The organism is Tenacibaculum sp. SG-28 (assembly GCF_002954385.1).
Taxonomy (GTDB): Bacteria; Bacteroidota; Bacteroidia; order Flavobacteriales; family Flavobacteriaceae; genus Polaribacter.
In genome coordinates this window covers 830,780-853,211 of sequence record NZ_MQVY01000001.1, presented here as the reverse complement: position 1 = coordinate 853,211, position 22,432 = coordinate 830,780, and the positions used below count along the sequence as shown (strand labels likewise).

Genomic DNA, 22,432 nt, shown 5'->3' with positions numbered 1-22,432 from the left:
TTAATACATTTATGCTTTTGAAACGATAACAATATATATGAAAAAATTAGCGTTGCATTGGCAAATACTTATCGGTATGGTTGCTGGTATTATTTTTGGTTTAGGAATGACATTTCTAGAGGGTGGTTCTACCTTTGTTTTAGATTGGATTAAACCTTTTGGAACCATTTTTGTTAAACTATTAAAACTAATTGCGGTTCCTTTAATTGTTGCATCTTTGGTAAAAGGAATCTCCGATTTAAAAAATATTTCAAAATTCAGGAACATAGGACTGCGCACTATTGTTATTTACGTGGGAACTACAGTCGTTGCAATTACCATAGGACTTTTTTTAGTAAATGTTGTGCAACCTGGTAAAGGAATTTCTGAAGAAACAATAACAAGATTAACAGAAACGTATGCAAATAGTGGCGGCGTTCAGGCGAAATTAGCCGAAGCAAACAAACAGCAGTCTAGTGCTCCCTTACAGTTTTTGGTAGATATGGTTCCAAATAATGCCATTAAAGCAATGGGAAGCAACAAGTCTATGCTTCAAGTTATTTTCTTTACTATTTTCCTTGGTATTTCCATGCTATTGGTTGGAGAGAAAAAATCAAAGCCATTAAAAGATTTTTTTGATTCTCTTAATGAGGTTATTTTAAAAATGGTTGATCTAATTATGTTATCCGCTCCTTATGCTGTTTTCGCTTTGTTGGCTAACGTTGTTGTATCTTCCAATGATCCTGACTTATTATTGGCTTTGTTAAAATATGCCTCTACAGTTATTGGTGGATTATTATTACTAATTGTATTCTATATGATTTTAGTAAGTGTTTTTACCAAAAAGAATCCTATTTGGTTTCTCAAGCAGATTAGTCCTGCACAATTGTTAGCATTTTCTACTAGTTCTAGTGCTGCCACTTTACCCGTAACCATGGAACGCGTAGAAGAGCATGTTGGTGTGGATAAAGAGGTTTCTAGTTTTGTTTTGCCTGTAGGGGCTACTATTAATATGGACGGAACGAGTTTGTATCAAGGAGTAGCGGCTGTTTTTATAGCACAAGCTTTGAGTTTTGATCTGACTTTTGGGGATCAATTAACTATTATTTTAACCGCTTTATTGGCCTCTATTGGTTCTGCTGCAGTCCCTGGTGCAGGTATGGTTATGTTAGTCATAGTTTTGGAGGCAGTCGGTTTTCCTTCCGATAAACTCGCCATTGGACTAGCCTTAATTTTTGCGGTAGATAGGCCTTTAGATATGTGTAGAACAGTTATCAATGTGACAGGAGATGCTACGGTATCCACTTTAGTCGCCAAATCTGTAGGGAAATTAGGCACGCCAAAACCTAAAAACTGGAATGATAATTTAGAAGAGGTAAGATGATTTTTTTATTTAAATTTATATTGTAATTACTAAAATATAACTATGAATATTTGTTTTTTAATGTACCCATGGGAGGAAATAATTCCAGAAAAAGACTCAACCCTAACACTTATTCATGAATGTGCCAAACGCGGGCATGGTGTTGCCATTTGTACACCTTCTAATTTAACTATTAGAAATAGTGTTACAAATGCATTTTGTTCTATTTTAAATCGTCTTGAAAGAGTTCCTTCTAGTATAAAATCTTTTTATAAAAAACCACACTTCGAGAAGAAATGCTTCCCTTGGCTGGTTTTGATGCTATTTTCATGCGTGGAAATCCACCTTTAGACCCCTTAATGTTAAACTTTCTTGATTCTGTAAAAGATGATGTCTTTATTATAAATTCAGTTCAAGGAATGCGTGAGGCAAACAATAAACTTTATACCGCAGTATTCGAGGACCCAAATAATGAAATTATTCCAATAACGCATGTGTCTAAAAACAAAAAATATTTAATCGATACAATAAAGGAGTCAAACTCAGATAAAATGATTTTGAAACCGTTAAATGGTTACGGAGGTTCCGGGGTAATTTTAATAGAAAAATCTGCAATGAGTAACATTAATTCCTTACTAGATTTTTATATTGAAAAAAGTGATGGCTCCTCAGATTATGTAATTTTACAGGAATATATTGAAGGGGCAGAGAAAGGCGATGTACGAATTTTATTGTTGAACGGTTTACCAATAGGAGCAATGAAACGAATTCCTGGTGAGCAAGATCACAGGAGTAATATTACAGCAGGAGGCAGGGTTGAAAGACACAAATTAACCACCGCTGAAAAATTATTGTGTAAAAAGATTGGCCCTAAGTTGGTAAAGGATGGTTTATATTTTGTAGGCATTGATGTCATTGGAGGTAAATTAGTAGAGGTAAATGTAATGAGTCCTGGTGGTATAACCTACATCAACAAGGTTTCCAAAACGAAACTCCAAGAAAAAGTTATTGATTTTTTAGAAAGTAAAGTCCTTGAAAAAAATGCAGCTTTTAGAAGAATGACAGATTTAAAGCGAAAAGTAGATGAAGCTTAATGTTACTAAACCACTAGTAGATGCAGAATTTTTAAGACAAAATATAGATGCCTCTAATTTAATAGTTTTAAAGGCGGTACTGCAAAAGGTTGGCACAAGTGATACTAATCATAAAGAAAGTTATATTCCTAATTCACGTATTTTTGACGTAAAAAATGTTTTCTCAAACAATAATGCTCCATTTCCAAATACAATACCATCCTCTATACAATTCCAAAGGGAGGTTCAGAAACTAGGTATCAATCAAGATAGTTGCATTATTGTCTATGAGAATGATGGTATTTATGCTTCTCCAAGAGTATGGTGGATGTTTCAAGTTTTTGGTTTTAAAAATATAGCTGTTTTAGATGGGGGATTTCTGGCTTGGCAAAAATTATTTTTTCCAGAAGTTAGCACGTTAATTAATTCGTATTTGAAAGGGAATTTCAAAATTAGCATTGATTCGAATAAAATTTCAAACACCAACAATGTTTTAGAGGCTATTAAGAAAGGAAAGAATATTTTGGATGCGAGAGCAGAAGGCAGATTTAATGCTACTATACCCGAGCCAAGACCCGGTCTTAGAGGTGGTCATATTCCAACTTCTATAAACCTTCCATACACAGAACTACTTGTAAACGGTAAAATGAAAACGGAGGTAGAATTACAAACACTTTTTTCTAATTATTCTTCTCCCTCAGAGCCAGTCATTTTCTCCTGTGGCTCTGGAATTACTGCCTGTATTCTTGCATTGGGAGCCTCAGTCGTAGGAATAGAAAATTATAGTGTTTACGACGGCTCTTGGACGGAATGGGCAAGTAACAAAGACTTACCTATTGAAAGCTAAAAATTAATTTTATGAAGCGGTTAGATATTGCAGGAATTCTTTTAAAAATTCAAAATCAAGAGATTTTTGAGGCAGTCTCCGAAGATTATTCGTTTACCTTAAAAATTGAAAAATATGTTCCATATGTCTGTGCTGCTATTCACGACGGACACCAATTTAGAAAGGATTTATGGGATAATTGTTTGCATACTGACTATGAACGATGGTACGAGGAAGATCCTGCTACGAAACAAATGATTGGAGGGCATCCAATTGTAATAGGTGGTTTAGACTCACGTTTTGAATACGATTTAAATCGATCGCCAGATTCCGCAATCTATACGGATGCATGGGGAAAATCATTATGGAAGTCTAATTTGTCAGAAAATGAGATTAACTCTAGTTTAATCAAGCACAATAACTTCTATAAAGTAGTACATACACTGCTGGAAACTCTCGAGAAAAAATTTGGTACTTGTGTTGTTTATGATATGCATTCTTATAACTGGAAAAGATGGGGAAGAGAGGTTCCAACATGGAATATAGGGACTAAAAATATTGACAAAGACCGGTATAAAAATATAATTGAAGCATGGCGATCTGCATTAGAAAAAACTCCACTTCCGAATGCTATAAAATCTACAGCAAAAATAAATGATACGTTTTATGGAAATGGATATTTTTTAAAGTTTATTACTAGTAATTTCAACAATACCTTAGTACTAGCCACCGAAGTGGCTAAAATTTACTGTGATGAATTATCACGAGTTATATTTCCGGAGGTGACCAGTAGTATTGAACAATATTTATCTCATGCAATTAAACATCATGCGGATACTTTTTATGCACATCACAGACCCAACATTGAAAAATAATTAATGAATGGAAAAATGGAGTAAGAAGCTTATAAAGATTGACAAAAGGATTGATAAACTGATAAAAAAAGTAGAACTTTTAAACTATGTTAATCCTTTGAATATTGAGGAGGAAAAACAAAAGTTTTTTGCTTCAAAATATTTGAAAGATCCTTCTTTTATATATCCTCTGCGAGATTTTGATAAATTTAAAATACACAGAAAGTTTTTTTCGAATAAAATAGAGTTCATTGAAGACGAGAGGATTCGCAATTTATACCAAGATATTATTTACTTCTATTCTGGAGTTGTTCGATGTATAGAAACGATCGGAGAAGGAGAGCAATTTTATTACAACAGTTTACATTCCTTTGGAACACCTACGGAGCAAGATGTAGAAAACGCAAGATTTATATTGCATTTTGAGGAAGAACCAAAGGAATCTTTACTTTTTAAACCAAAATATTCTACTAAAGAAGCAATTGAAATATTTAAAGCATATAGTGAAAGATATTCTTTTTCATTCACTATCGAGGAGTCTTCTGCAATGGGCGCTATTGCAATGGTTTTAAATCATAGCCAGTCATTAGTGCTAAATAGCAACCATATTTTTTCAGAAAATGAAATGGGAATTCTGACCAATCATGAAATTGGAGTACATATGGTTACTACCATGAATGGTCTTAGACATCCTTTAAAAATATTCTCACATGGATTTCCAAATAATGTAGAAACCCAAGAAGGTTTGGCGGTATTTAGTGAATATATGTCCGGAAATTTAACCATCAAGAGATTAAAAGAACTAGCCTATCGGGTGATAGCGGTAGATAGTTTGGCAAAGGGATATTCTTTCTCCCGTACCTTTAGACTGTTACATAATTTTTACGATTTAGATAAAGAAAAAGCTTTTTATATTACCACTCGGGTGCACAGAGGTGGTGGATTAACAAAAGATTATTTATATTTAACGGGTTTAAAAAAAGTATATGATTATCATAAGGCAGAGAAAGATTTAAGTCTACTACTCACCGGTAAAGTCGATATAAAATATGTTAAGGATATAGAGTATTTAATACAGGAATCTTATGCGGTTAAACCGAAATTTTTGACAGATTCTTTTACGAAAAATAAAAATACCAATGAAACCATAAACTTCATTCTTGACAATTTGAAATAACAAGTTAAAATAACAAGCTTAAAAATCAAGAGTAAACCCTGCTGAACAGCAGGGCTTTTGTATTTAGTTAACTAATAACTTTTTAAGAATTTGTTCTTGTTGTTCCGTACGTATTTTAACAATGTACAACCCGTTCGTTAAGGTAGAGATAGGTATCGGGTTATCCGAACTGTAGTTCGCTAGCTGCAGTACTAGTTTTCCTGTAGTATCAAAAATTTCGATACTTTCTATTTGCTTTTTTGAAGCTAAGTAAACATAGTCATTACTCGGTATTGGGTATAATGTTACGGAATTAGAATCTGTAGTTACTGTGCTAATTGAGAGTGCGTTATCGAATGGTTCCGAACTAAGCAGTTTATATTCACCTGGCTGTAAAGTAATCGAAGTATTAGGGTTTGAAACGGTAATTGTTGTATTTTCGAAATAATCGTACCAAGTTCCTGTTTTTGGATAATTAGGATCTACACTTTTTGGTGTAACATCAAAATTACCAACTAACACTACATTATTTGTACTATGGTTTAAATTTATTCTTTTTACCAAATTATTCACGTTTAAGGTCACATCATTTGTAGCAAACACCTCATTTTCTTTTCGCAAAGAAATTATTTGAGACCATACGTCATAGATGCTTTTTCGTGCTTCTACATCATAATAATCCCATTTTACTGGCTTTCTTCCCGTACGACCATTTTGATCGATGCTAATATCATATCCTAATTCTCCAAATTGCCAAATCATTTTTGGACCAGGAATAGAGAAGAAAAATAGCCCTGCTAATTCTTGTCGCTGTAATGCTGTATTAAGATCTTTAACCGAATAACTCCCTTGCGTATTCCCAAATTCTAAGTTTTTATACATTAAACGCTCCTCATCATGGCTCTCCATATAGGTAACTAGATTATTTTCATCATAGCCTCTTTCTTCGTAATACCCCCATGCTATGTCGGTGTCATTTGAAAATCCCATGGTATTTTGATTGTAGTTGTAATTTAAATTACCCCACAATAACATACCAGCATTAGCAAGCTCTTTTTCTTCGGAGTTATCTGCTAAATGTTCTAATATCATATAAAAATCACTACCGTGATTTTCCCATACATGAGTTGCATAATTTTTTAGAATATCGATTCTATCTTGATTGTATCCATTGCCCCATTGGTCACCACTATTTGGGTAAAAAGTATTGGTAAACCCTTTGGTAAAGTCGAGGCGGAATCCATCAATTTTAAATTCATTAATCCAATACGACATCACATCTTTAAAATACTGTTGCGTGTACGCAGATTCATGATTGAAATCAAATCCAAATTGCAGTGCCTCATTTTCAAAGTTATGTTCATCGTTGTAAAAAGGATTGTTAGTCGTAGAGCCATTGTTGGTATCATATTCGTACATCTGAACCAAAGGGCACTGACTGTAGGAATGATTATATACAACATCCAGCAATACGGCAATACCTCGCTGGTGGCATTTATCGATTAGTTCTTTGAGCTTGTTTTTAGTTCCATAGGCTTTATCTAGGGCAAAAAAGTGCGAAACATTATACCCCCAGCTGTCATTTCCTTCGAATTCATTTACAGGCATTAACTCAATCGCATTTACCCCTAAATCTTCAAGGTAATCTAATTTACTAATAACCGCTTCATAGCTGTCGTTTTCTGAGAAATCTCTAACCAAAAGTTCATAAATAATCAATTCTTCTTTTTTAGGTCTTGTAAACGATGCTTGCTGCCAATTGTAGGCATCTTCTTCAATTTGGAATGTACTTACAATACCATCGGCCTCTGCTGGAAACTCTTTTAAATTAGGATAGTTAATTGGATCTATAAATTTATCGTTTGCTTTATCCAAAACTTTTCTTGCATACGGATCTGCGATTTTCTTGGAATAATCGATAAAATACTGGTATGCGTATTCTTGGTCAGGATCTAAATCACTAATTGTAATCCAGAAATAATCACCATCTTTTTTCATTTGATACTCCTCTTGAACATTCCAACCGTTAAAATCACCAAGTAAAAAAATATCCGATTTTTCAGGTGCTAACAAAATAAATGTTACCGAATTATTTGCATTCAATGTAACCCCATTTGCTGCATTAGTTGGTTTCGTTTCGTTTGTAGTTATTGTTTTTACATACACGCTAATATTCGTTTCTTTGGTCACTCCATTGGCGGTTGCGATTGCTTTTATGACTTGTTGACCGGTTGTACTAAAAGTATACGCTTCTGTTATAATCTTACTGTCAGTTTGCGATGCAATTAGTTCATCATTTACATATAATTCCAGGGTAGCTTCCGTAGTTGCTTCTGCGGTGATAGTAGTGGCAGTATTCGCTTCATAAATACTATTGTTATCTGGGTTTGTAAACTGAAGATTTAACTCATTAGAAAAAACTTCAATGTGAATATCCGGTCTGGTTTGTAAGGTAGTATCTTCCGATCTTGCTACTATATTGATTTCGGAAATACTTACTGTTGTTGCTACATCATAAAATTCATAAACATTACCTGTTATGGTTAAAGTATAGGTATTGGATGCTGTTTTGGTAAATTTAGGTTGCACTTCATTATCTCCCATGTTCCAATTACATTTTGCCATTGTTCATCGTCAGCGGTAACGCCGGTATGTGCATAGATATCACCGGTGTAATTTTCTAATTCTGTTCCAGAAGTATCAAGGGTTATTACTATTTCATCACTAATCGTTGGGGTACCTGGATTGGTGGTTATTTGTGCGCGTATTGCACAACTAACAAAAAGGATAAGAATAAGTTGTATTTTTTTCATAAGGATACAAATCTAGGAAAGAAAAAGGCTGTTTCCATATTAAAAACAGCCTTTAATTTAATAATGAGAAATGTTAATTTTGATCTATCGTATATGTTGGATTTGCAGGATCGGAAAAATCTAGCGTAATGGTGTAATTTCCAGCGGTTGAAACGATGTTAGCACCCCCAATTTCAAGAGTTCCATCGCCTCCGTTATCACCGTAATTTACATCCCAAGCATTGTTTGCTCTAAACTTAAATTCACCATCTAACAAATCTACATTTTCAAGAATCCAAATGTCTTCTAACGGGTTCGACCAGTCTCTTGTAAATTGTGCATCCGGAGTAGCTCCCCAGTTATTGTATGCACTACCTACTAAGCCCCATACATTTTCTATTTGTTGTAGTGAATATGTTTTTTCGTTTAAATTAACGGTTACTATATATATACCTGCAGTTACTGATAGATTTTGTCCGCCAGGCTCTAAAGTTCCATCAGCACCATCATCACCGTAGTTTTCATCCCATGCATTATTCATTCTAAATTTCATCTCCCCGTCTAACAAGGTTACAATTCCCCTAAAAACATCTGAGTATTGGTCATATTCTAGCATGAAATCCGGCGTAGCCCCCAATTATTATAAGCACTACCAACAATACCCAAAGAGAATTTTTCAATGGTGTAGGTTAGGTCATTAAGATTCATGGTTACTTTGTACGAGCCTGCTTCTGCAATACTAATATTAGTTCCGCCAGCCTCTAATGTTCCATCTGCACCAGTATCTCCGTAATTATTTGTCCAATCGCTATTTTCTCTGAATTTAATCTCACCTACAGGAAGTGTTACATAAGCATTAAGCACGCCATCTTCTTCCGTTTTCCAAAACGGAGCATCAGCATCACTTCCCCAACCTGTAAATTCTCCTACGATTCCCCATGTAGTTGATAAATCTAGAACTGTTTTGTAGGTAGTAACCGAAATCTTAATAGGTGTATTAATTCTTTCTAAAGTATTGCCATTGTCTGTAATAACAGATTTTATTCGAAGTAATAAATCTCCATTCGTATCGGGTGCAATTCCGCTTTCGAGAGCGATTGCATTAAGCTTGGATACTTTTACATCGTAACTATTTACATTAGAAACTTTTGCAATTTCAATTGGTGCAGTAAAATCATCTGCCACGCTTGATGCCTCTATCGTATATTCTGCATCGATATTAAGTGTTGCATCTAAGATAGGATCGTTCCATGCAATAGTTACTGCAACATCATCTTTATTATCTTTGGATAAAGCAAAGGTATCTCCCTCTGCAATTCCTTCAAAAGATGGCGGGTTAATTGGGTACGTAGTTACCAATAATAAAATAGTATTACTTACCGCATCACCAGCCTTCACTCTAAAATAAATTGCTACATCTTTAAAAGAAGAAGCTATCAATTTATTAATTGCAGTGTTAAATTCAGCAACGGTCATAGAGAATGATGCAGTTTCAGAAGTACCTAAAATTTCGGTATTAGTAAATTCCTCAGTATCAGAAATCTCTATGGTGTACGAAGAGCTATCGGTAATGGCGTCTTGCCAAGTAATTGTAAAAGCCGGATTATTCGGTAATGAAAAGTTTAAAAAAACACTTGTTATACCGGGAGTTTCTAATGTGAAAGCAGCCTCAGGCATAACAACATTTAAATTGTCTTCTACCTCACAAGAACTAATTACAAGCATTATTGCAAGTAAAAAGTACTGTATTTTATGTATAAAATATTTCATGCTAAAATTTGTTATGTATTATAAATCAAGAGGGATAAAAATATACTGACCTGTTAGGTCATTAAACCAAACATTATAGTCTGCTTCTACAATCACAGGAATATCTCCTCCATTTTCTGTGGCGATACCGCCGAAAGCAACTTCACTTCCCCATGCACTTCCACTGTCGGTAACGAAATTTATTGTCCCTGGTTTCAAACGCACATTATTTACGTACCAAATGTGACCATCTGATGGTAACGCAGTAAAGGCTTTTGGTGCACCATCTTTTACACCACTACCTTCTAGGCTTAAACTTGCCGGACTTGGAGTGTTTGGTGCATTAAATGTAGTAAGCGTGTATTCTTTTGTGGTAAAGTTAATAGTAAATGTGTAACTACCACCGGTTGCATCTGTATTGTTGTTTGGAAAGGTTCCTGGGTCAGTACCTCCTCCAGGATTTACATCTATAGACCCAGCATAAACGCCGTTACTTAATGTTCCATCGTTAGTACCCCATTGCGGTTGCCATAAACCAGGGAATTCTAAAACCTTAAATTGCCCGTCAACAAAATTTCCAGAGTACGAGTAGATGTTAGGATCATTTACATCGCGAAATAGGGGAGGGTTGTTATTATTATTATCCCATCCTGGTGCCGTTGCATTTCCAACTAAATAATATTCCTTGTATGGATAATTGAAAAATGGATACACTGAAAAATCTATTACATTAGAGTATACTTGTTCGCTTTTTTGACTCCCTAAGGAAGAAACTACTCTTGCGTATAGTGTACCCCACTCAAAAGGATTTAAGCCTGCCTCACTAGCAATACTATTTAACTCGCCAACAGATAACGTTAAGGCATTTTTTCCAGTTAAACTTCCGCCATTAACCGTCTCGGTAAACGCTTCGTCACTCGAAAATTCAACACCGTAATTAATAGCAAGTTGTTGCCCGTAATCGGCGTCTTCCCAACTCAAGGTCATGGCAGGATTGTTAGCATTATTAGCATCTAGTTCAATTTCGCTAAAATTCAAATCTGCCAAAACTGGAGCAGTTGGATTGGTATCGATTGAAAATGTTTCCGAGGTATCATCACATGAATTTACAAACAAGGATAATAGTCCTAAAAACACTAAATATGTATTTTTTATAATTAGTTTTTTCATGATTATATGTTTTAGTAACCAGTGTTTTGTGTTAAATTAGGGTTCGCCAATAAACTATTTTCTGGAATAGGATAAACCTTTAGATTGTTAGAAATAGAAATACCATTACTACCATTTCCTTTCCATGCCCAATTATAAACCCCACCGGTGAATTTATTAAATCGAATTAAATCTTGTCTTCTTTTAGCTTCCCAGTGTAGTTCTCTGGCTCTTTCGTCTAATATAAAATCTAAATTTAAAGTGGTTGCATCTATGTTTTCTGGGTTATTGGCCCTAGAACGTAAAGCATTGATGTAAGCCACAGCATTAGATGCTGAGCCGCCGCCACCTCTTAAATGTGCCTCTGCATACATTAGATATACGTCAGCCAATCGAAATAAAGGAAAGTCTGTATCCACAAAAGTTTGATCATTTCCTGCTTCACCCAAGGAAGTTCTATTTGAATACTTTGTAAGTATATATCCAGAGTCTCTGTCTGATATATCTTCTATTTCGATAGGTCTATCTGCAGAAATTATAGTGTTTCTCGCATCATTTGCAAAATTAGTTCCGCTAAATAGGTTTGCCAATTGCTTTCTGATTCGAATTGCACCACCCCAGCCGCCGTCACCGACACCCATTGAAGCTCCATTCTTTTCGATACTACCTACTTGGCCATTTACCATAACAGTAGTCGGACCGTAATTTTGTGTATTCAAACCATCAGAAATTAAAGGGAAAATAATTTCATTTCTTGCAGAATTAGTATTGTTGTCTGCCATAAAATTATGCGAATATTCTTCTGCTAAACCATAGCCAGCACCGATGATCTTATCGCAATACGCTAAACATTCTGCATATTTATCTTCTCCTATATACACTTCTGCATTAAGGTATATTTTTGCCATTAACATCCATAGGGCGCCACGGTCTGCTCTACCGTATTCGTTACTTTGCGGAGCAATTAAATCACTTTCAATAGCAGTTAATTCACTCTCGATAAAACTAAATAATGTAGCTCTATCTGCTTGCTCTGGATAACTATTTAATGAGGTGTCTTCGGTTATAAAATTTGCTTTACCGAAAAGATCCATAAGGTGATAATACGATAATGCTCGTAAAAATCTGGCTTCAGCTCTATAGCAACGATATCTGCCTTAGTGGTTTCCGATACATTCCTTTCGTTAAGTTTGTCCGCTGTAGTTTCGCGTAAAAAATTATTAGCAAATGCAATAGAAACATGCGCTCTACCAAACATACCAACAATTAAAGGGTTTTGCGCTGTCCAAATATTTCTCTGAATTTCTCTAGTTCCTGGATCGTTTTCGTATGACCATATCATTTGATCTGCACTTAAGGTTTGTAAATACAACAACACCCTACCGTATTGGCTTGTTCCGGCATCTAATCCTTGAATATTAGAAGAACTTGCGCCGTCTGTTCCAGTTAAAGACAAATTGGCATACACCCCTGCAAGTACTTGTTTGTAGGAATCTTCGTCTGCAAAGAGGTCTTCACTTAATAAATTATCGTCGTCTTGTGGTGATACATTTAAATCACTGGTACAAGCGCTAAATCCAATAGTAATAACCATCAATGCGATGAAAACTACTTGTATATTTTGATTAATTTTTTTCATTTCGTAACCGATTTAAAATTTAATATTGGCACCAACTAATATATTTCGGGGTCTTGGGTAAATAGTATTGTCTATACCATTAAATACCTCTGGGTCTAAACCACTGTAGTTGGTAATGGTAAATACATTTTGCATACCTGCCCATAAACGTAAACTTGTATTAGAAAACTTTTTGATAGGATTAAATGTATACCCCATCGTAATGTTATCCATTTTTAAGAAAGAAGCATTCTCTAAATAAATATCAGAAATAATAACATCCGATGTTCTCAAAAAGTTAGTATCTAAAACAGCAGTAGGTATATTTCCTAATACTGCATTATCTTGTAATAACTCTAGTTGCGCTCTTGAGGAATTTACATTATTATATACATAATTCCCAATGTTTGCTCTCAAATTGAAAGATACGTCAAAATTTCTGTAATTAAAATTCGTTTGGAATCCGAAGATAACATCCGGGTCGGGACTACCTTTTAAATACCTATCATTGTCATTGATTATTCCATCACCATTTTGATCTACATATGCCCCTTCTATAGGATTTCCAGCGGTATTGTAAATTTGCTTATACACGTAGAAAGAATTCGGCGCGTACCCTTCACTCAATAATTGAATGGTATTTCCTGTTCCACCAGCAATCCCACCAGTTCTAACATCCTGTCCTAGCGCTAACTCTTTTATCTCACGATCGAAAAAAGTTCCGTTAAGGTTAAAATTCCATTGAAAATCTTCCGAATTTAAAATATCTCCATTAATAGAGAATTCAAGACCTCTAATCTGTAACTCCCCAATGTTTTTCGTAATGGTATTAGAAAAATTAGTACCATCGGCTACAGAAACATCGTTGAATAATAAATCGGTTGAATTTTTTTGGTAAGCACTAATAGAACCGTTAAATCTATTTTCAAAAAGACCATAGTCAATACCAAATTCAATCGTTTTAGTAGTTTCCCATTTAAGATCTTTATTAATTCTAGATGGAATTGCAATAGTATATGGGTTATTACCTAAAATATACTGTGAGTTAAAATTACCCAATCGATACTGTTCTAAAAATAATCCTCTAGCATCAATATTCTGCTGCCCTGTACTACCATAACTTGCGCGTAGTTTTAGGTCTGAAATTACTTTTGAGTCTTTTAAGAAATTTTCTTCACTAATTTTCCAAGCTACTGCAGCACCACCAAAATCACCCCATCTGTTATCCTCTGAAAAACGAGAGGTACCGTCTCTTCTGTAGTTTAGAGTTAGTAAATATTTATCTAAAAATGTAAGATTTGCTCTTCCGAAGAATCCTATTAGTACCACAGGATCATCGGTATAGGTATCCGATTCGTTAGATGGATTTCTTGTGTTTCCAGAATTGAACCCTTCGTTGGTGAATTTTTGATACGAATAACCTGCTGTAAAATCTCCAACAAGATTCTCTGTAAGGTTGTTTTTGTAGTTTAAATATCCATCGAGTAATTTGTTTGTTCTTGTTTGAGAACTGTAGGAGTCATTTCCAATAAAATCAGGATTGGAAGAAGAAACAGGAACCTGTAATGAAGTACGATCGGTACCGTTTCCTTTGGTTTCATCATATCCTACATTTACAACAGCTTTTAACTCTGGTAAAAAGTGAAGTTATAATCTAATTGTACATTACCGTAGGTTCTACTTGCTCTACCATAGTTACTTCTTTGCAATAAGTTTGCCACTGGATTCGTGGTACCATTTAAGACTATGGTTGTTCCATTACTATTGGTTGTGTGTTGGTAAAAACCACCAAATCGTGAATTCGCATCATACACTGGTTGTGTCGGGTCATAACGCATTGCAGCGCCTAATTGACCTGCGTCGGCAAACCTACTACTTTCATGAACTCTATTAATATTAGCATTAACCTTTAAATGATCGTCAAATAAGCTTGGGCTCAAAGAAAGAGATGCGTTGTTTCGTTCAAAGTTAGAAGTTAAAATATTTCCTTCTTGGTCTGTAAAACCAGCTGATAAACGGAAAGGAACTGCATTTAAAATAGTACCGCGTAACGATAAATTATGCATAGACGACACCGATTCTTGTAAGACTTCATCTTGCCAATTGGTGTTAGCACTACCTAACATACCTACATCATCTGGCCGTTGTTCTGCAATTATTGCTCGAAAAGCATCCGAACCAAAAACTTCTACACGATCTCTAATTTCACCAAAGGTATATTGAACATCGTAGTTGAAGCTAAAGTTTGCTTTTCCTTTTTTGGTGGTGATGATTATCACACCATTTGAAGCTCTAGAACCATAAATAGCAGTAGCAGAGGCATCTTTTAAGACAGAGAAAGAAGCAATGTCATTAGGGTTGATGTTGGCTAATACACCTCTAGAACCAGTGGTTCCATTATTATCGATAGGTAGTCCGTCAATTACAATAAGCGGTGCATTAGATGCAGATAAAGAGGATCCTCCTCTAATCCGTATTTCCGATCCAGAACCAGGTGCTCCACTTGTAGTAATATTTACGCCGGCAACGCGACCGCTTAATAAATTTTCAGGAGTAACAATATTTCCTTTAGTAAAATCTTTTTCTGTAATAGATTCCACAGAACCTGTGGCATCTTTTTTGGTAGTTGAACCATATCCTACAAGAACCACCTCATCTAATTGTTGCGCGTCATTCTCTAAAGTTATGGTAAGTTGAAAATTATTGGAAATCGTAACTTCTTTCGTTAGTAATCCTACAGAACTAAATACTATTACATCTCCTGATTGTATGTTTTCTAATTGAAAATTCCCTTCAAAATCAGAAGAAGTTCCCTTCGTAGTTCCTTTTACGACTACGGATACTCCAGGTAATCCTTCACCTGTAGCTTTCTCTAGAACCACACCTTTTAATACTTGCTGTGCAAATATTTGGGATGAAATTAATAGTGCGATACTAGATAAAATTAATTTAAAATACTTCATCGTTTTATAGTAATATACTTGTAAATTATTTGTTTTTTTATCGTTAATTTAACTTTCCACGGTGTGAATATAGAAAGAAAATAATCGCTCTAGGTACTGTAAACACTCCGAAAACGTTTTCGTGTTGATAACTTGTTAACCAAATATTAACACTTTAGTAAATTCATAGGGTTAAAATTGTCAAATTTGTAAAATATGAAAACAAGAATTACATTAAAGATAATAGCAAAGGAATTAGGGGTTGCTACATCCACGGTGTCGAAAGCACTTCGAGACAGTCCTGAAATAAGTCAGGAGACAAAAGATCGAATAAAAGCTTTTGCAGATTTTTATAATTATCGGCCTAATAATTTGGCTTTACAGCTTAGAAATCAACAAACAAAGGTTATCGGCATTATCCTTCCGCAAATTGTCCATCATTTTTCTCTACAGTAATTAAAGGTATAGAACAAGCTGCTACAGAAAAAGGATATAACATAATGGTTTGTTTTTCTAATGATAAAGAAAAAAAAGAAGCCGAAACAATAAGTGTACTAACCAATGGAAGTGTAGATGGTTTATTGGTATCGATTGCTAAAGAAACTTTTGAAAAAGGTGAGTTTACGCATTTTAAAAATTTAATACAAAATAATGTTCCACTTGTTTTGTTTGATAGAACCCACCATTCACTTGCCTGTGACAAAGTAACTGTTGGCGATGTAGGAGCAGGGTATAAGGCTACAAAGTATTTACTCAATACAGGTTGTAAAAGAATAGGAATTCTTACCACACCAAAACACATTAATGTAGGAACAGAACGTTTGCAAGGCTATGAAAAAGCCCTACTAGAATTCGGACATACCATAAAGGAGTCTTACATTATTAGGGTTCGAGAGGAAGCAGATATCAGAACACAGATAGAAAAGTTATTTCTACAAGATATAGATGCCGTTTTTGCAGTAAATGAAATTTATGCTGCGGTAGCTATTCGAATTGCGAAAGAAAAAAACATGCAAATACCAGAGGAGTTATCTGTTATCGGTTTTACCGATGGTTTAATTTCGGAATATTCCTCTCCCTCCATATCTACAGTTGTTCAACATGGATTTACTATGGGGAAACAAGCAGCAGAAATGTTAATTCAGCAAATAGAAACTAATAATCCTAATAAAAAGCCCCAAACAAAGGTCATTTCTAGTGATTTAAAAATTCGCGAATCAAGTAAAAGTTAGAAAAAATGTGTTTTTTTATTCTATCTTTCTAAAAATACCATATATTAGCAACTTTAAATAAGTGACCTATCTTTAATTTACTTTCCACAAATAGTATTGATAAGTCACCGTACTTATCGTAATATGAATTAATAATTACGATAATGAATAAACGAAAATTAAGTTTTTGGGAAATCTGGAACATGAGTTTTGGTTTTCTCGGAATTCAGTTTGGTTTTGCGCTTCAGGGAGGTTTTATGTCCCGTATCTTTCAAACTTTAGGTGCCGGTAAAGAGGATATTCCACTGTTGTGGATAGCAGCTCCTTTAACAGGTTTACTTGTACAACCTATAATAGGCTATTTGAGTGATAGGACCTGGAGTCCTAGATGGGGAAGGAGAAGACCGTATTTTCTTATTGGAGCAATATTAAGTTCTATTGCACTATTTTTAGTACCGCATTCCTCAGCGTTATGGATGGCAGCAGGTTTTTTATGGATTCTTGATGCTTCCATAAATATCTCTATGGAACCATTTCGTGCTCTCGTTGCAGATAAACTTCCAAATTCCCAACGATCTTATGGATTTGTAGTACAGACTTTGATTATAGGAATTGGTACGTGGATTGCCAGCAATTTACCTTGGTTCATTTCAAAACTCGGTGTTAGTGATGCTGCTGCCTCTGGGGTAGTTCCTATGACGGTCAAGGTAGCTTTCGCTATTGGTGCTTTAGTGTTTTTAGTAAGTATATTATATACCGTATTTACAACCCAAGAGTACCCTCCCGAAGACCTAGAAGAATTTGAAAAGGAAAAAGCAAAAAAAAATCAATTTATTCCTGACATTGTAAATAACATAGGAAGCATGCCTGTTACCATGCAAAAATTAGGCATAATCCAATTTTTTAGTTGGTTTGCATTTTTTACGATGTGGAGTATGGCAAATCCAGCACTTACAGAACATGTTTTTAATACTCCAGCACCAATTGAAACCCATTATGATATGGAGATACCTACAGAAAAAGAGGCCTATAATACGGCTAATACAGCCTTTCAAAAGTCTTCCAATCTCGTTGGTTCTTACATGGGGATTTACGGGCTATCTTCAATGGCATTCGCACTGCTACTGGTTTTATATACTTCACGGAGAAGAATTAACCGCAAATACGTGCATATGATTTCGCTAATAGCAGGAGGAATTGGATTTTTAATGATGAAATACATTACCAGCCTGAATATTTAACAGTTTCCTTTATTCTTATTGGTTTTTCCTGGGGAAGTATTTTATCCATGCCTTATGCGATGCTCTCTAGTGCAGTTAATCCAAATAAAATGGGAGTGATTATGGGGATTTTTAACATGTTTATTGTTATTCCACAAATAATTGCTGCAATTGGAGGAGTAAATTTTGTTTCCGGTCTTTTAGGAAATGAGGCAATAAACGCAATGACAGTTGCCGGGGTAAGCTTACTACTTGCTGCAATATGCAACTTGTTAATAACTAATAAAAACGCAATTACATATCAGCCAGATATGGATACTGAATAATGAAAACAACAGCATTTATATTTGATTTAGACGGTGTTATCGTAGATACCGCTAAATACCATTTTTTAGCTTGGAAAAAGTTAGCCAATGGTATCGGAATAGATTTTACACAAACACAAAATGAGCAACTAAAAGGTGTTAGCAGAGTAAAGTCTTTAGAAAAAATCTTACAATGGGGAAATGCAACTATATCCGAAACTCAGTTTCAAGAACTAATGGATAAAAAAAATGCAGATTACTTGGGTTATATTGAAAAAATGGATGCAGAAGAGATCTTACCGGATGTTCCAAAGATTATAAATTACCTTACGAGTAAAAATGCACCAATAGCCCTAGGTTCTGCCAGTAAAAATGCCAGACCCATACTTCAGAAAGTAAATTTATTAGATGCCTTCCACGCGATTGTAGATGGCACCAATGTTTCTAAGGCAAAACCAGATCCGGAAGTTTTTTTAAATGCCGCAAAACAATTAAATGTTGCACCAGAACACTGCATCGTATTTGAAGATTCTCAAGCAGGAGTGCAAGCTGCAAAAAATGCAGGTATGATTGCTATTGGTATTGGTGATGCAAAAGTACTTCATGAAGCAGATTATGTGTTTAGAGATTTTACAGAAATTACTATCAGTTTTATTGACAATTTGTTTGCATAACATCTTTAGTAAAAACATTTAAATATCATAAAATTAATAAAAAACAGTTTTTTAAAAAGAGAGAAAAACAATGAATCAGAATTATATCATAGCAAAAGAATGGAGCGTCGTGGAAGAAGGATTTCAACCAAGTCGTGTGAAGTCTTCTGAAAGTTTATTTAGTATTGGAAATGGTGCTATGGGTCAACGTGCAAATTTTGAAGAGGACTATTCGGGAGAATCTTTTCAAGGTAGCTATATTGCGGGGGTGTATTATCCAGATAAAACCAGAGTAGGTTGGTGGAAAAATGGGTATCCAGAGTATTTTGCAAAAGTACTAAACGCCCCAAATTGGATTGGTATTCATATAAAAATTAATGGGGAAAACTTAGATTTAGCTACCTGTAAAACCGTATCTAACTTTCGAAGAGAGCTGCATATGAAAGAGGGATGGTTGTCTCGAACGTTTCAAGCAGAATTACCAAATGGAATTCAAATAGAGGTACAAACAAAACGATTTCTCAGTTTAGATATAGAAGAATTAGGAGCTATTCAATATTCTATTACACCTTTGAATAAAGCTGTAACCATAACGTATGCGCCCTATATAGATGCCGGTATTACTAATGAGGATAGTAATTGGGATGATAAATTTTGGGAACTCGTAGATATATCTACTATTGAAGAAAGTGCTTTTATTCACACCCATACTATGAAAACTAATTTTCACGTATGTACCTTTATGCAATCATTAGTATTTAGCGATGGTAAAAAACTTTCTTTACAACCAGAAAAAACGGGCACTACTCATAAAATAGCATTCCATTATACAATAGATACTCCGAAAGGAGTAACCACAACCATTTATAAATTTGGTGGTTACACGGTAGATAGAAACCATGAAAAAAGTCAACTGCAGAAGGCAGCTATGGAAGTAGTATCGCAAGCCACGGCTCTCGGATTTGATGCATTATTAGAAAAGCAAAAGCAATCTTGGGCTTCCATTTGGGATATGGCAGATATCACCATAACTGGAGATGTTAAAGCACAGCAAGGAATTCGATTTAATATCTTTCAATTGAATCAAACGTACTTAGGTAACGATGCCTGCTTAAATATAGGACCAAAAGGATTTACTGGAGAAAAATACGGCGGGAGTACCTATTGGGACACAGAGGCGTATTGTTTGCCATTTTACATGGCAACAAAAGAACAAAATGTAGCTAGAAATTTATTAGAATATCGTTATTCGCAACTAGATAAAGCTATAGCTAATGCAGAAAAACTAGGTTTTCACAGTGGTGCAGCGTTGTATCCGATGGTAACTATGAACGGGGAAGAATGTCATAACGAGTGGGAAATCACATTCCAGGAGATTCATAGAAATGCGGCTATTGCCTATGCTATTTTCAATTACCATCGTTATACCGGTGATTATAGTTATATCTCAGAAAAAGGGTTAGAGGTGTTAATTGGTATTGCACGTTTTTGGAAACAGAGAGCAACCTATTCGACAGCAAAGAAAAAGTATGTTATTTTAGGAGTAACTGGGCCAAATGAATATGAAAATAACATCAACAATAATTGGTATACCAATTATGCGGCAAAGTGGTGTCTTGAGTATGCAATTACTAACATAGAAAAAGTTAAGAAAGAGTACCCAGAGGATTTTACTCGCATAATAGCAAAAACTAAATTCAAAGCTTCCGAGATAAACGATTGGGAAGCAATTGCAAGCGCCATGTATTTTCCGTATTGTGAAAAACATAATGTTTACCTACAACAAGACGGATTTTTAGACAAAGAGTTAATAAGTGTTGCAGATCTTCCAAAAGAAGAACGACCTATAAATCAAAAGTGGAGCTGGGATAGAATTCTTCGTTCTCCATATATCAAACAAGCAGACACACTGCAAGGATTCTATTTTTTTGAAGATGATTTTACAGAATTAGAACTAAAAACACATTTCGACTTTTACGAACCATTTACGGTACATGAAAGTTCGCTTTCTCCTTGTGTACATAGTATTCAGGCTGCAAAATTAGGGAGAATGGAACAAGCGTATGAATTCTATTTGCGTACTTCTCGTTTAGATTTAGACGATTATAACAAAGAAGTGGAGGAAGGATTGCATATCACTTCTATGGCTGGAACATGGATGAGTATTGTAGAAGGATTTGGAGGAATGCGAGTGAAGGAGGGAACATTATCGTTTACACCGCAAATACCAAAAGAATGGGACGCCTACTCTTTTAAAGTTTTGTTTAGAGGGCAAGTATTAAAAGTAACGGTTGAAAAAGACAATACTAGTTTTGAGCAAGAAGGTGAAAAAGAATTAGAAATTATAGTTAACGAACAACGAATTAGCATTCCCCCGAGTGTTTAGTTTATTATTTGAATAGTAAACCTAGTAACAACAAAAGTTACTAGGTTTTTAATCGATATGAGAAATTTTTTATACATATTATCGCTACTATTAGTTACCTGTTCCCAAGAACAAAGAAAATATACTATTAACCACTAAAAAACAATAAAATGAACAACATACGAAGTCTTTTATTGTTGTGTGTAATCGTATTTTCTTGCAAGGTGAAAGTAGCAAAAGATGTACCTTCCTACATAAACAGTACAAATTCAACAGACACCATTAAAGCGGTTCTAAATTACAAATTATATGCTGGTAAGTTACTTCGAGTAGAAAATTTTAATTCTGTATTTGTTACGGCGAGAAATGTAGATGTTTGGTTACCAAAAGAATACGACAAAACAAAAAAATATTCCGTACTGTATATGCATGATGGTCAAATGCTTTTTGATGCCTCAAAGACTTGGAACAACCAAGAATGGAAAGTGGACGAATGGGCAACAAAAATGCAAGAACTGAATAAAACTAAAGATTTTATAGTAGTTGGGATATGGAATATTCCGCAAAGCAGACATTCCGATTATTTTCCTGAGAAACCATTTATGCTTCTTTCGAAAAAAACACAAGATTCTCTATTTACGAAAGCAAAAGAGAATCAAAGTGGTTTACAAAACGGAAAATTAAAAGCAGATGCATATTTAGCATTTATTGTAAATGAATTGAAGCCATATATAGATGCTAACTTTAGTACGCATAGTGATAGAAAAAATACTTTTACAGCTGGTGCTTCGATGGGAGGGCTAATAGCAATGTATGCAGTATGCGAATACCCCGAGATTTTCGCAGGAGCAGCATGCATGTCTACACATTGGATTGGTTTGAAACCCAACCGATGGAATCCTGTACCAGAGGTATTTTTTTCTTATCTTAAGGATAATGCCCCAGATCCAAACACACATAAATTTTATTTTGATTACGGAACAGAAACACTCGATGCGCATTACGTTACATATGCGGGGAAAATAGATTCTATTTTTCAAAGTAAAGGTTATACCAATGCCAACTTTAGAAATATAAAATTTCAAGGTGCAGACCATAGCGAAAATTCATGGAATAAAAGATTAGCAACTCCCTTGCTATTTCTTTTAGGGAAAAATCAAAACGCAAAATAGCTTTT

At 34.8% G+C, this 22,432-nt stretch carries 17 protein-coding genes and 3 pseudogenes; 11 read left to right on the top strand and 9 right to left on the bottom strand.

Translation table 11 applies throughout. The features are described 5' to 3' along the window. The first annotated feature begins 37 nt into the window (after nt 1-37). The 5 genes and pseudogenes from BSU00_RS03690 (at nt 38) to BSU00_RS03670 (ending at nt 5,272) form a co-directional block, all read left to right on the top strand. The gene (locus BSU00_RS03690; protein WP_105003162.1) at nt 38-1,363 is read left to right on the top strand and encodes a dicarboxylate/amino acid:cation symporter; all 1,326 of its coding nucleotides are present in this window, start codon (nt 38-40) and stop codon (nt 1,361-1,363) included. A 42-nt stretch (nt 1,364-1,405) separates the two neighbouring features. Then, nucleotides 1,406-2,436 (top strand): annotated as a pseudogene (gene gshB, locus BSU00_RS03685) (glutathione synthase). Then, nucleotides 2,426-3,262, top strand: coding sequence for a sulfurtransferase (locus tag BSU00_RS03680; RefSeq protein WP_105003161.1), 837 nt, complete (start codon nt 2,426-2,428; stop codon nt 3,260-3,262). Before gshB ends, BSU00_RS03680 begins: the two are co-directional and overlap by 11 nt. A gap of 11 nt (nt 3,263-3,273) precedes the next feature. After that, the gene (locus tag BSU00_RS03675) at nt 3,274-4,116 is read left to right on the top strand and encodes an N-formylglutamate amidohydrolase (RefSeq protein WP_105003160.1); all 843 of its coding nucleotides are present in this window, start codon (nt 3,274-3,276) and stop codon (nt 4,114-4,116) included. A 7-nt stretch (nt 4,117-4,123) separates the two neighbouring features. Further along, nucleotides 4,124-5,272 (top strand): flavohemoglobin expression-modulating QEGLA motif protein, encoded by a 1,149-nt coding sequence (locus BSU00_RS03670; RefSeq protein ID WP_105003159.1) that lies wholly within the window; start codon nt 4,124-4,126, stop codon nt 5,270-5,272. A 63-nt stretch (nt 5,273-5,335) separates the two neighbouring features. On the opposite strand, the gene BSU00_RS03665 is transcribed toward BSU00_RS03670, so the two are convergent. The 9 genes and pseudogenes from BSU00_RS03665 to BSU00_RS13165 all read right to left on the bottom strand — a co-directional run bounded on the left by BSU00_RS03665 (nt 5,336) and on the right by BSU00_RS13165 (nt 15,522). After that, nucleotides 5,336-7,855, bottom strand: a complete 2,520-nt coding sequence (locus BSU00_RS03665) for an alpha-amylase family glycosyl hydrolase (protein ID WP_158254388.1) — start codon at nt 7,853-7,855, stop codon at nt 5,336-5,338. Continuing rightward, nucleotides 7,795-8,064 (bottom strand): hypothetical protein, encoded by a 270-nt coding sequence (locus tag BSU00_RS03660; protein WP_105003157.1) that lies wholly within the window; start codon nt 8,062-8,064, stop codon nt 7,795-7,797. Before BSU00_RS03660 ends, BSU00_RS03665 begins: the two co-directional genes overlap by 61 nt. A 73-nt stretch (nt 8,065-8,137) precedes the next feature. Further along, nucleotides 8,138-8,659 carry a hypothetical protein gene (locus BSU00_RS03655; protein ID WP_105003156.1) on the bottom strand — a complete coding sequence of 174 codons (522 nt, stop codon included), beginning with the start codon at nt 8,657-8,659 and terminating at the stop codon, nt 8,138-8,140. Further along, a complete protein-coding gene (locus BSU00_RS03650) occupies nt 8,653-9,813 on the bottom strand; it encodes a SusE domain-containing protein (RefSeq protein WP_105003155.1) in 1,161 nt (386 codons plus the stop codon). Before BSU00_RS03650 ends, BSU00_RS03655 begins: the two co-directional genes overlap by 7 nt. A gap of 18 nt (nt 9,814-9,831) precedes the next feature. Continuing rightward, nucleotides 9,832-10,962 (bottom strand): SusE domain-containing protein, encoded by a 1,131-nt coding sequence (locus BSU00_RS03645; RefSeq protein WP_105003154.1) that lies wholly within the window; start codon nt 10,960-10,962, stop codon nt 9,832-9,834. An 11-nt stretch (nt 10,963-10,973) separates the two neighbouring features. Further along, nucleotides 10,974-12,035, bottom strand: coding sequence for a RagB/SusD family nutrient uptake outer membrane protein (locus tag BSU00_RS03640; protein WP_369820253.1), 1,062 nt, complete (start codon nt 12,033-12,035; stop codon nt 10,974-10,976). Continuing rightward, on the bottom strand, nt 12,005-12,580 hold the full coding sequence (locus BSU00_RS13890) for a hypothetical protein (protein ID WP_369820252.1): 576 nt from the start codon (nt 12,578-12,580) through the stop codon (nt 12,005-12,007). The genes BSU00_RS03640 and BSU00_RS13890 overlap by 31 nt, the downstream gene beginning before the upstream one ends. Before the next feature lie 12 nt (nt 12,581-12,592). Then, nucleotides 12,593-14,113, bottom strand: a pseudogene (locus BSU00_RS13170) (TonB-dependent receptor domain-containing protein); the annotation flags it as partial. Between the two features lie 71 nt (nt 14,114-14,184). Then, on the bottom strand, nt 14,185-15,522 hold the full coding sequence (locus BSU00_RS13165; RefSeq protein ID WP_233188579.1) for a TonB-dependent receptor plug domain-containing protein: 1,338 nt from the start codon (nt 15,520-15,522) through the stop codon (nt 14,185-14,187). 195 nt (nt 15,523-15,717) lie between these two features. Here BSU00_RS13165 and BSU00_RS13160 point away from each other — a divergent pair, with 195 nt between their 5' ends. The 6 genes and pseudogenes from BSU00_RS13160 (at nt 15,718) to BSU00_RS03610 (ending at nt 22,427) form a co-directional block, all read left to right on the top strand. Beyond that, nucleotides 15,718-15,957 carry a LacI family DNA-binding transcriptional regulator gene (locus BSU00_RS13160; protein ID WP_233188578.1) on the top strand — a complete coding sequence of 80 codons (240 nt, stop codon included), beginning with the start codon at nt 15,718-15,720 and terminating at the stop codon, nt 15,955-15,957. Beyond that, nucleotides 15,957-16,733: a substrate-binding domain-containing protein gene (locus tag BSU00_RS03630; RefSeq protein WP_369820270.1), complete on the top strand. Its 777-nt coding sequence runs from the start codon at nt 15,957-15,959 to the stop codon at nt 16,731-16,733. Before BSU00_RS13160 ends, BSU00_RS03630 begins: the two co-directional genes overlap by 1 nt. A gap of 143 nt (nt 16,734-16,876) precedes the next feature. Next, nucleotides 16,877-18,258: pseudogene (locus BSU00_RS03625) on the top strand (MFS transporter). Continuing rightward, a complete protein-coding gene (pgmB, locus tag BSU00_RS03620) occupies nt 18,258-18,911 on the top strand; it encodes a beta-phosphoglucomutase (protein ID WP_105003153.1) in 654 nt (217 codons plus the stop codon). Before BSU00_RS03625 ends, pgmB begins: the two are co-directional and overlap by 1 nt. A gap of 70 nt (nt 18,912-18,981) precedes the next feature. Then, on the top strand, nt 18,982-21,276 hold the full coding sequence (locus BSU00_RS03615) for a glycoside hydrolase family 65 protein (RefSeq protein ID WP_105003152.1): 2,295 nt from the start codon (nt 18,982-18,984) through the stop codon (nt 21,274-21,276). A gap of 149 nt (nt 21,277-21,425) precedes the next feature. After that, nucleotides 21,426-22,427 (top strand): alpha/beta hydrolase, encoded by a 1,002-nt coding sequence (locus tag BSU00_RS03610; RefSeq protein WP_105003151.1) that lies wholly within the window; start codon nt 21,426-21,428, stop codon nt 22,425-22,427. The last annotated feature ends 5 nt before the right edge of the window (nt 22,428-22,432 follow it).

Excerpts from the sequence above, each read along its gene's own strand:
- BSU00_RS03670 (WP_105003159.1), top strand. The coding sequence starts at position 4,124 with ATGGAAAAATGGAGTAAGAAGCTTATAAAGATTGACAAAAGGATTGAT.
- BSU00_RS03675 (WP_105003160.1), top strand. The coding sequence starts at position 3,274 with ATGAAGCGGTTAGATATTGCAGGAATTCTTTTAAAAATTCAAAATCAA.
- pgmB (WP_105003153.1), top strand. The coding sequence starts at position 18,258 with ATGAAAACAACAGCATTTATATTTGATTTAGACGGTGTTATCGTAGAT.
- BSU00_RS13165 (WP_233188579.1), bottom strand. The coding sequence starts at position 15,522 with ATGAAGTATTTTAAATTAATTTTATCTAGTATCGCACTATTAATTTCA.
- BSU00_RS03680 (WP_105003161.1), top strand. The coding sequence starts at position 2,426 with ATGAAGCTTAATGTTACTAAACCACTAGTAGATGCAGAATTTTTAAGA.
- BSU00_RS03615 (WP_105003152.1), top strand. The coding sequence starts at position 18,982 with ATGAATCAGAATTATATCATAGCAAAAGAATGGAGCGTCGTGGAAGAA.
- BSU00_RS03660 (WP_105003157.1), bottom strand. The coding sequence starts at position 8,064 with ATGAAAAAAATACAACTTATTCTTATCCTTTTTGTTAGTTGTGCAATA.
- BSU00_RS13160 (WP_233188578.1), top strand. The coding sequence starts at position 15,718 with ATGAAAACAAGAATTACATTAAAGATAATAGCAAAGGAATTAGGGGTT.
- BSU00_RS03690 (WP_105003162.1), top strand. The coding sequence starts at position 38 with ATGAAAAAATTAGCGTTGCATTGGCAAATACTTATCGGTATGGTTGCT.
- BSU00_RS03640 (WP_369820253.1), bottom strand. The coding sequence starts at position 12,035 with ATGGATCTTTTCGGTAAAGCAAATTTTATAACCGAAGACACCTCATTA.
- BSU00_RS03655 (WP_105003156.1), bottom strand. The coding sequence starts at position 8,659 with ATGCTAGAATATGACCAATACTCAGATGTTTTTAGGGGAATTGTAACC.
- BSU00_RS13890 (WP_369820252.1), bottom strand. The coding sequence starts at position 12,580 with ATGAAAAAAATTAATCAAAATATACAAGTAGTTTTCATCGCATTGATG.
- BSU00_RS03665 (WP_158254388.1), bottom strand. The coding sequence starts at position 7,855 with ATGGGAGATAATGAAGTGCAACCTAAATTTACCAAAACAGCATCCAAT.
- BSU00_RS03645 (WP_105003154.1), bottom strand. The coding sequence starts at position 10,962 with ATGAAAAAACTAATTATAAAAAATACATATTTAGTGTTTTTAGGACTA.
- BSU00_RS03610 (WP_105003151.1), top strand. The coding sequence starts at position 21,426 with ATGAACAACATACGAAGTCTTTTATTGTTGTGTGTAATCGTATTTTCT.
- BSU00_RS03650 (WP_105003155.1), bottom strand. The coding sequence starts at position 9,813 with ATGAAATATTTTATACATAAAATACAGTACTTTTTACTTGCAATAATG.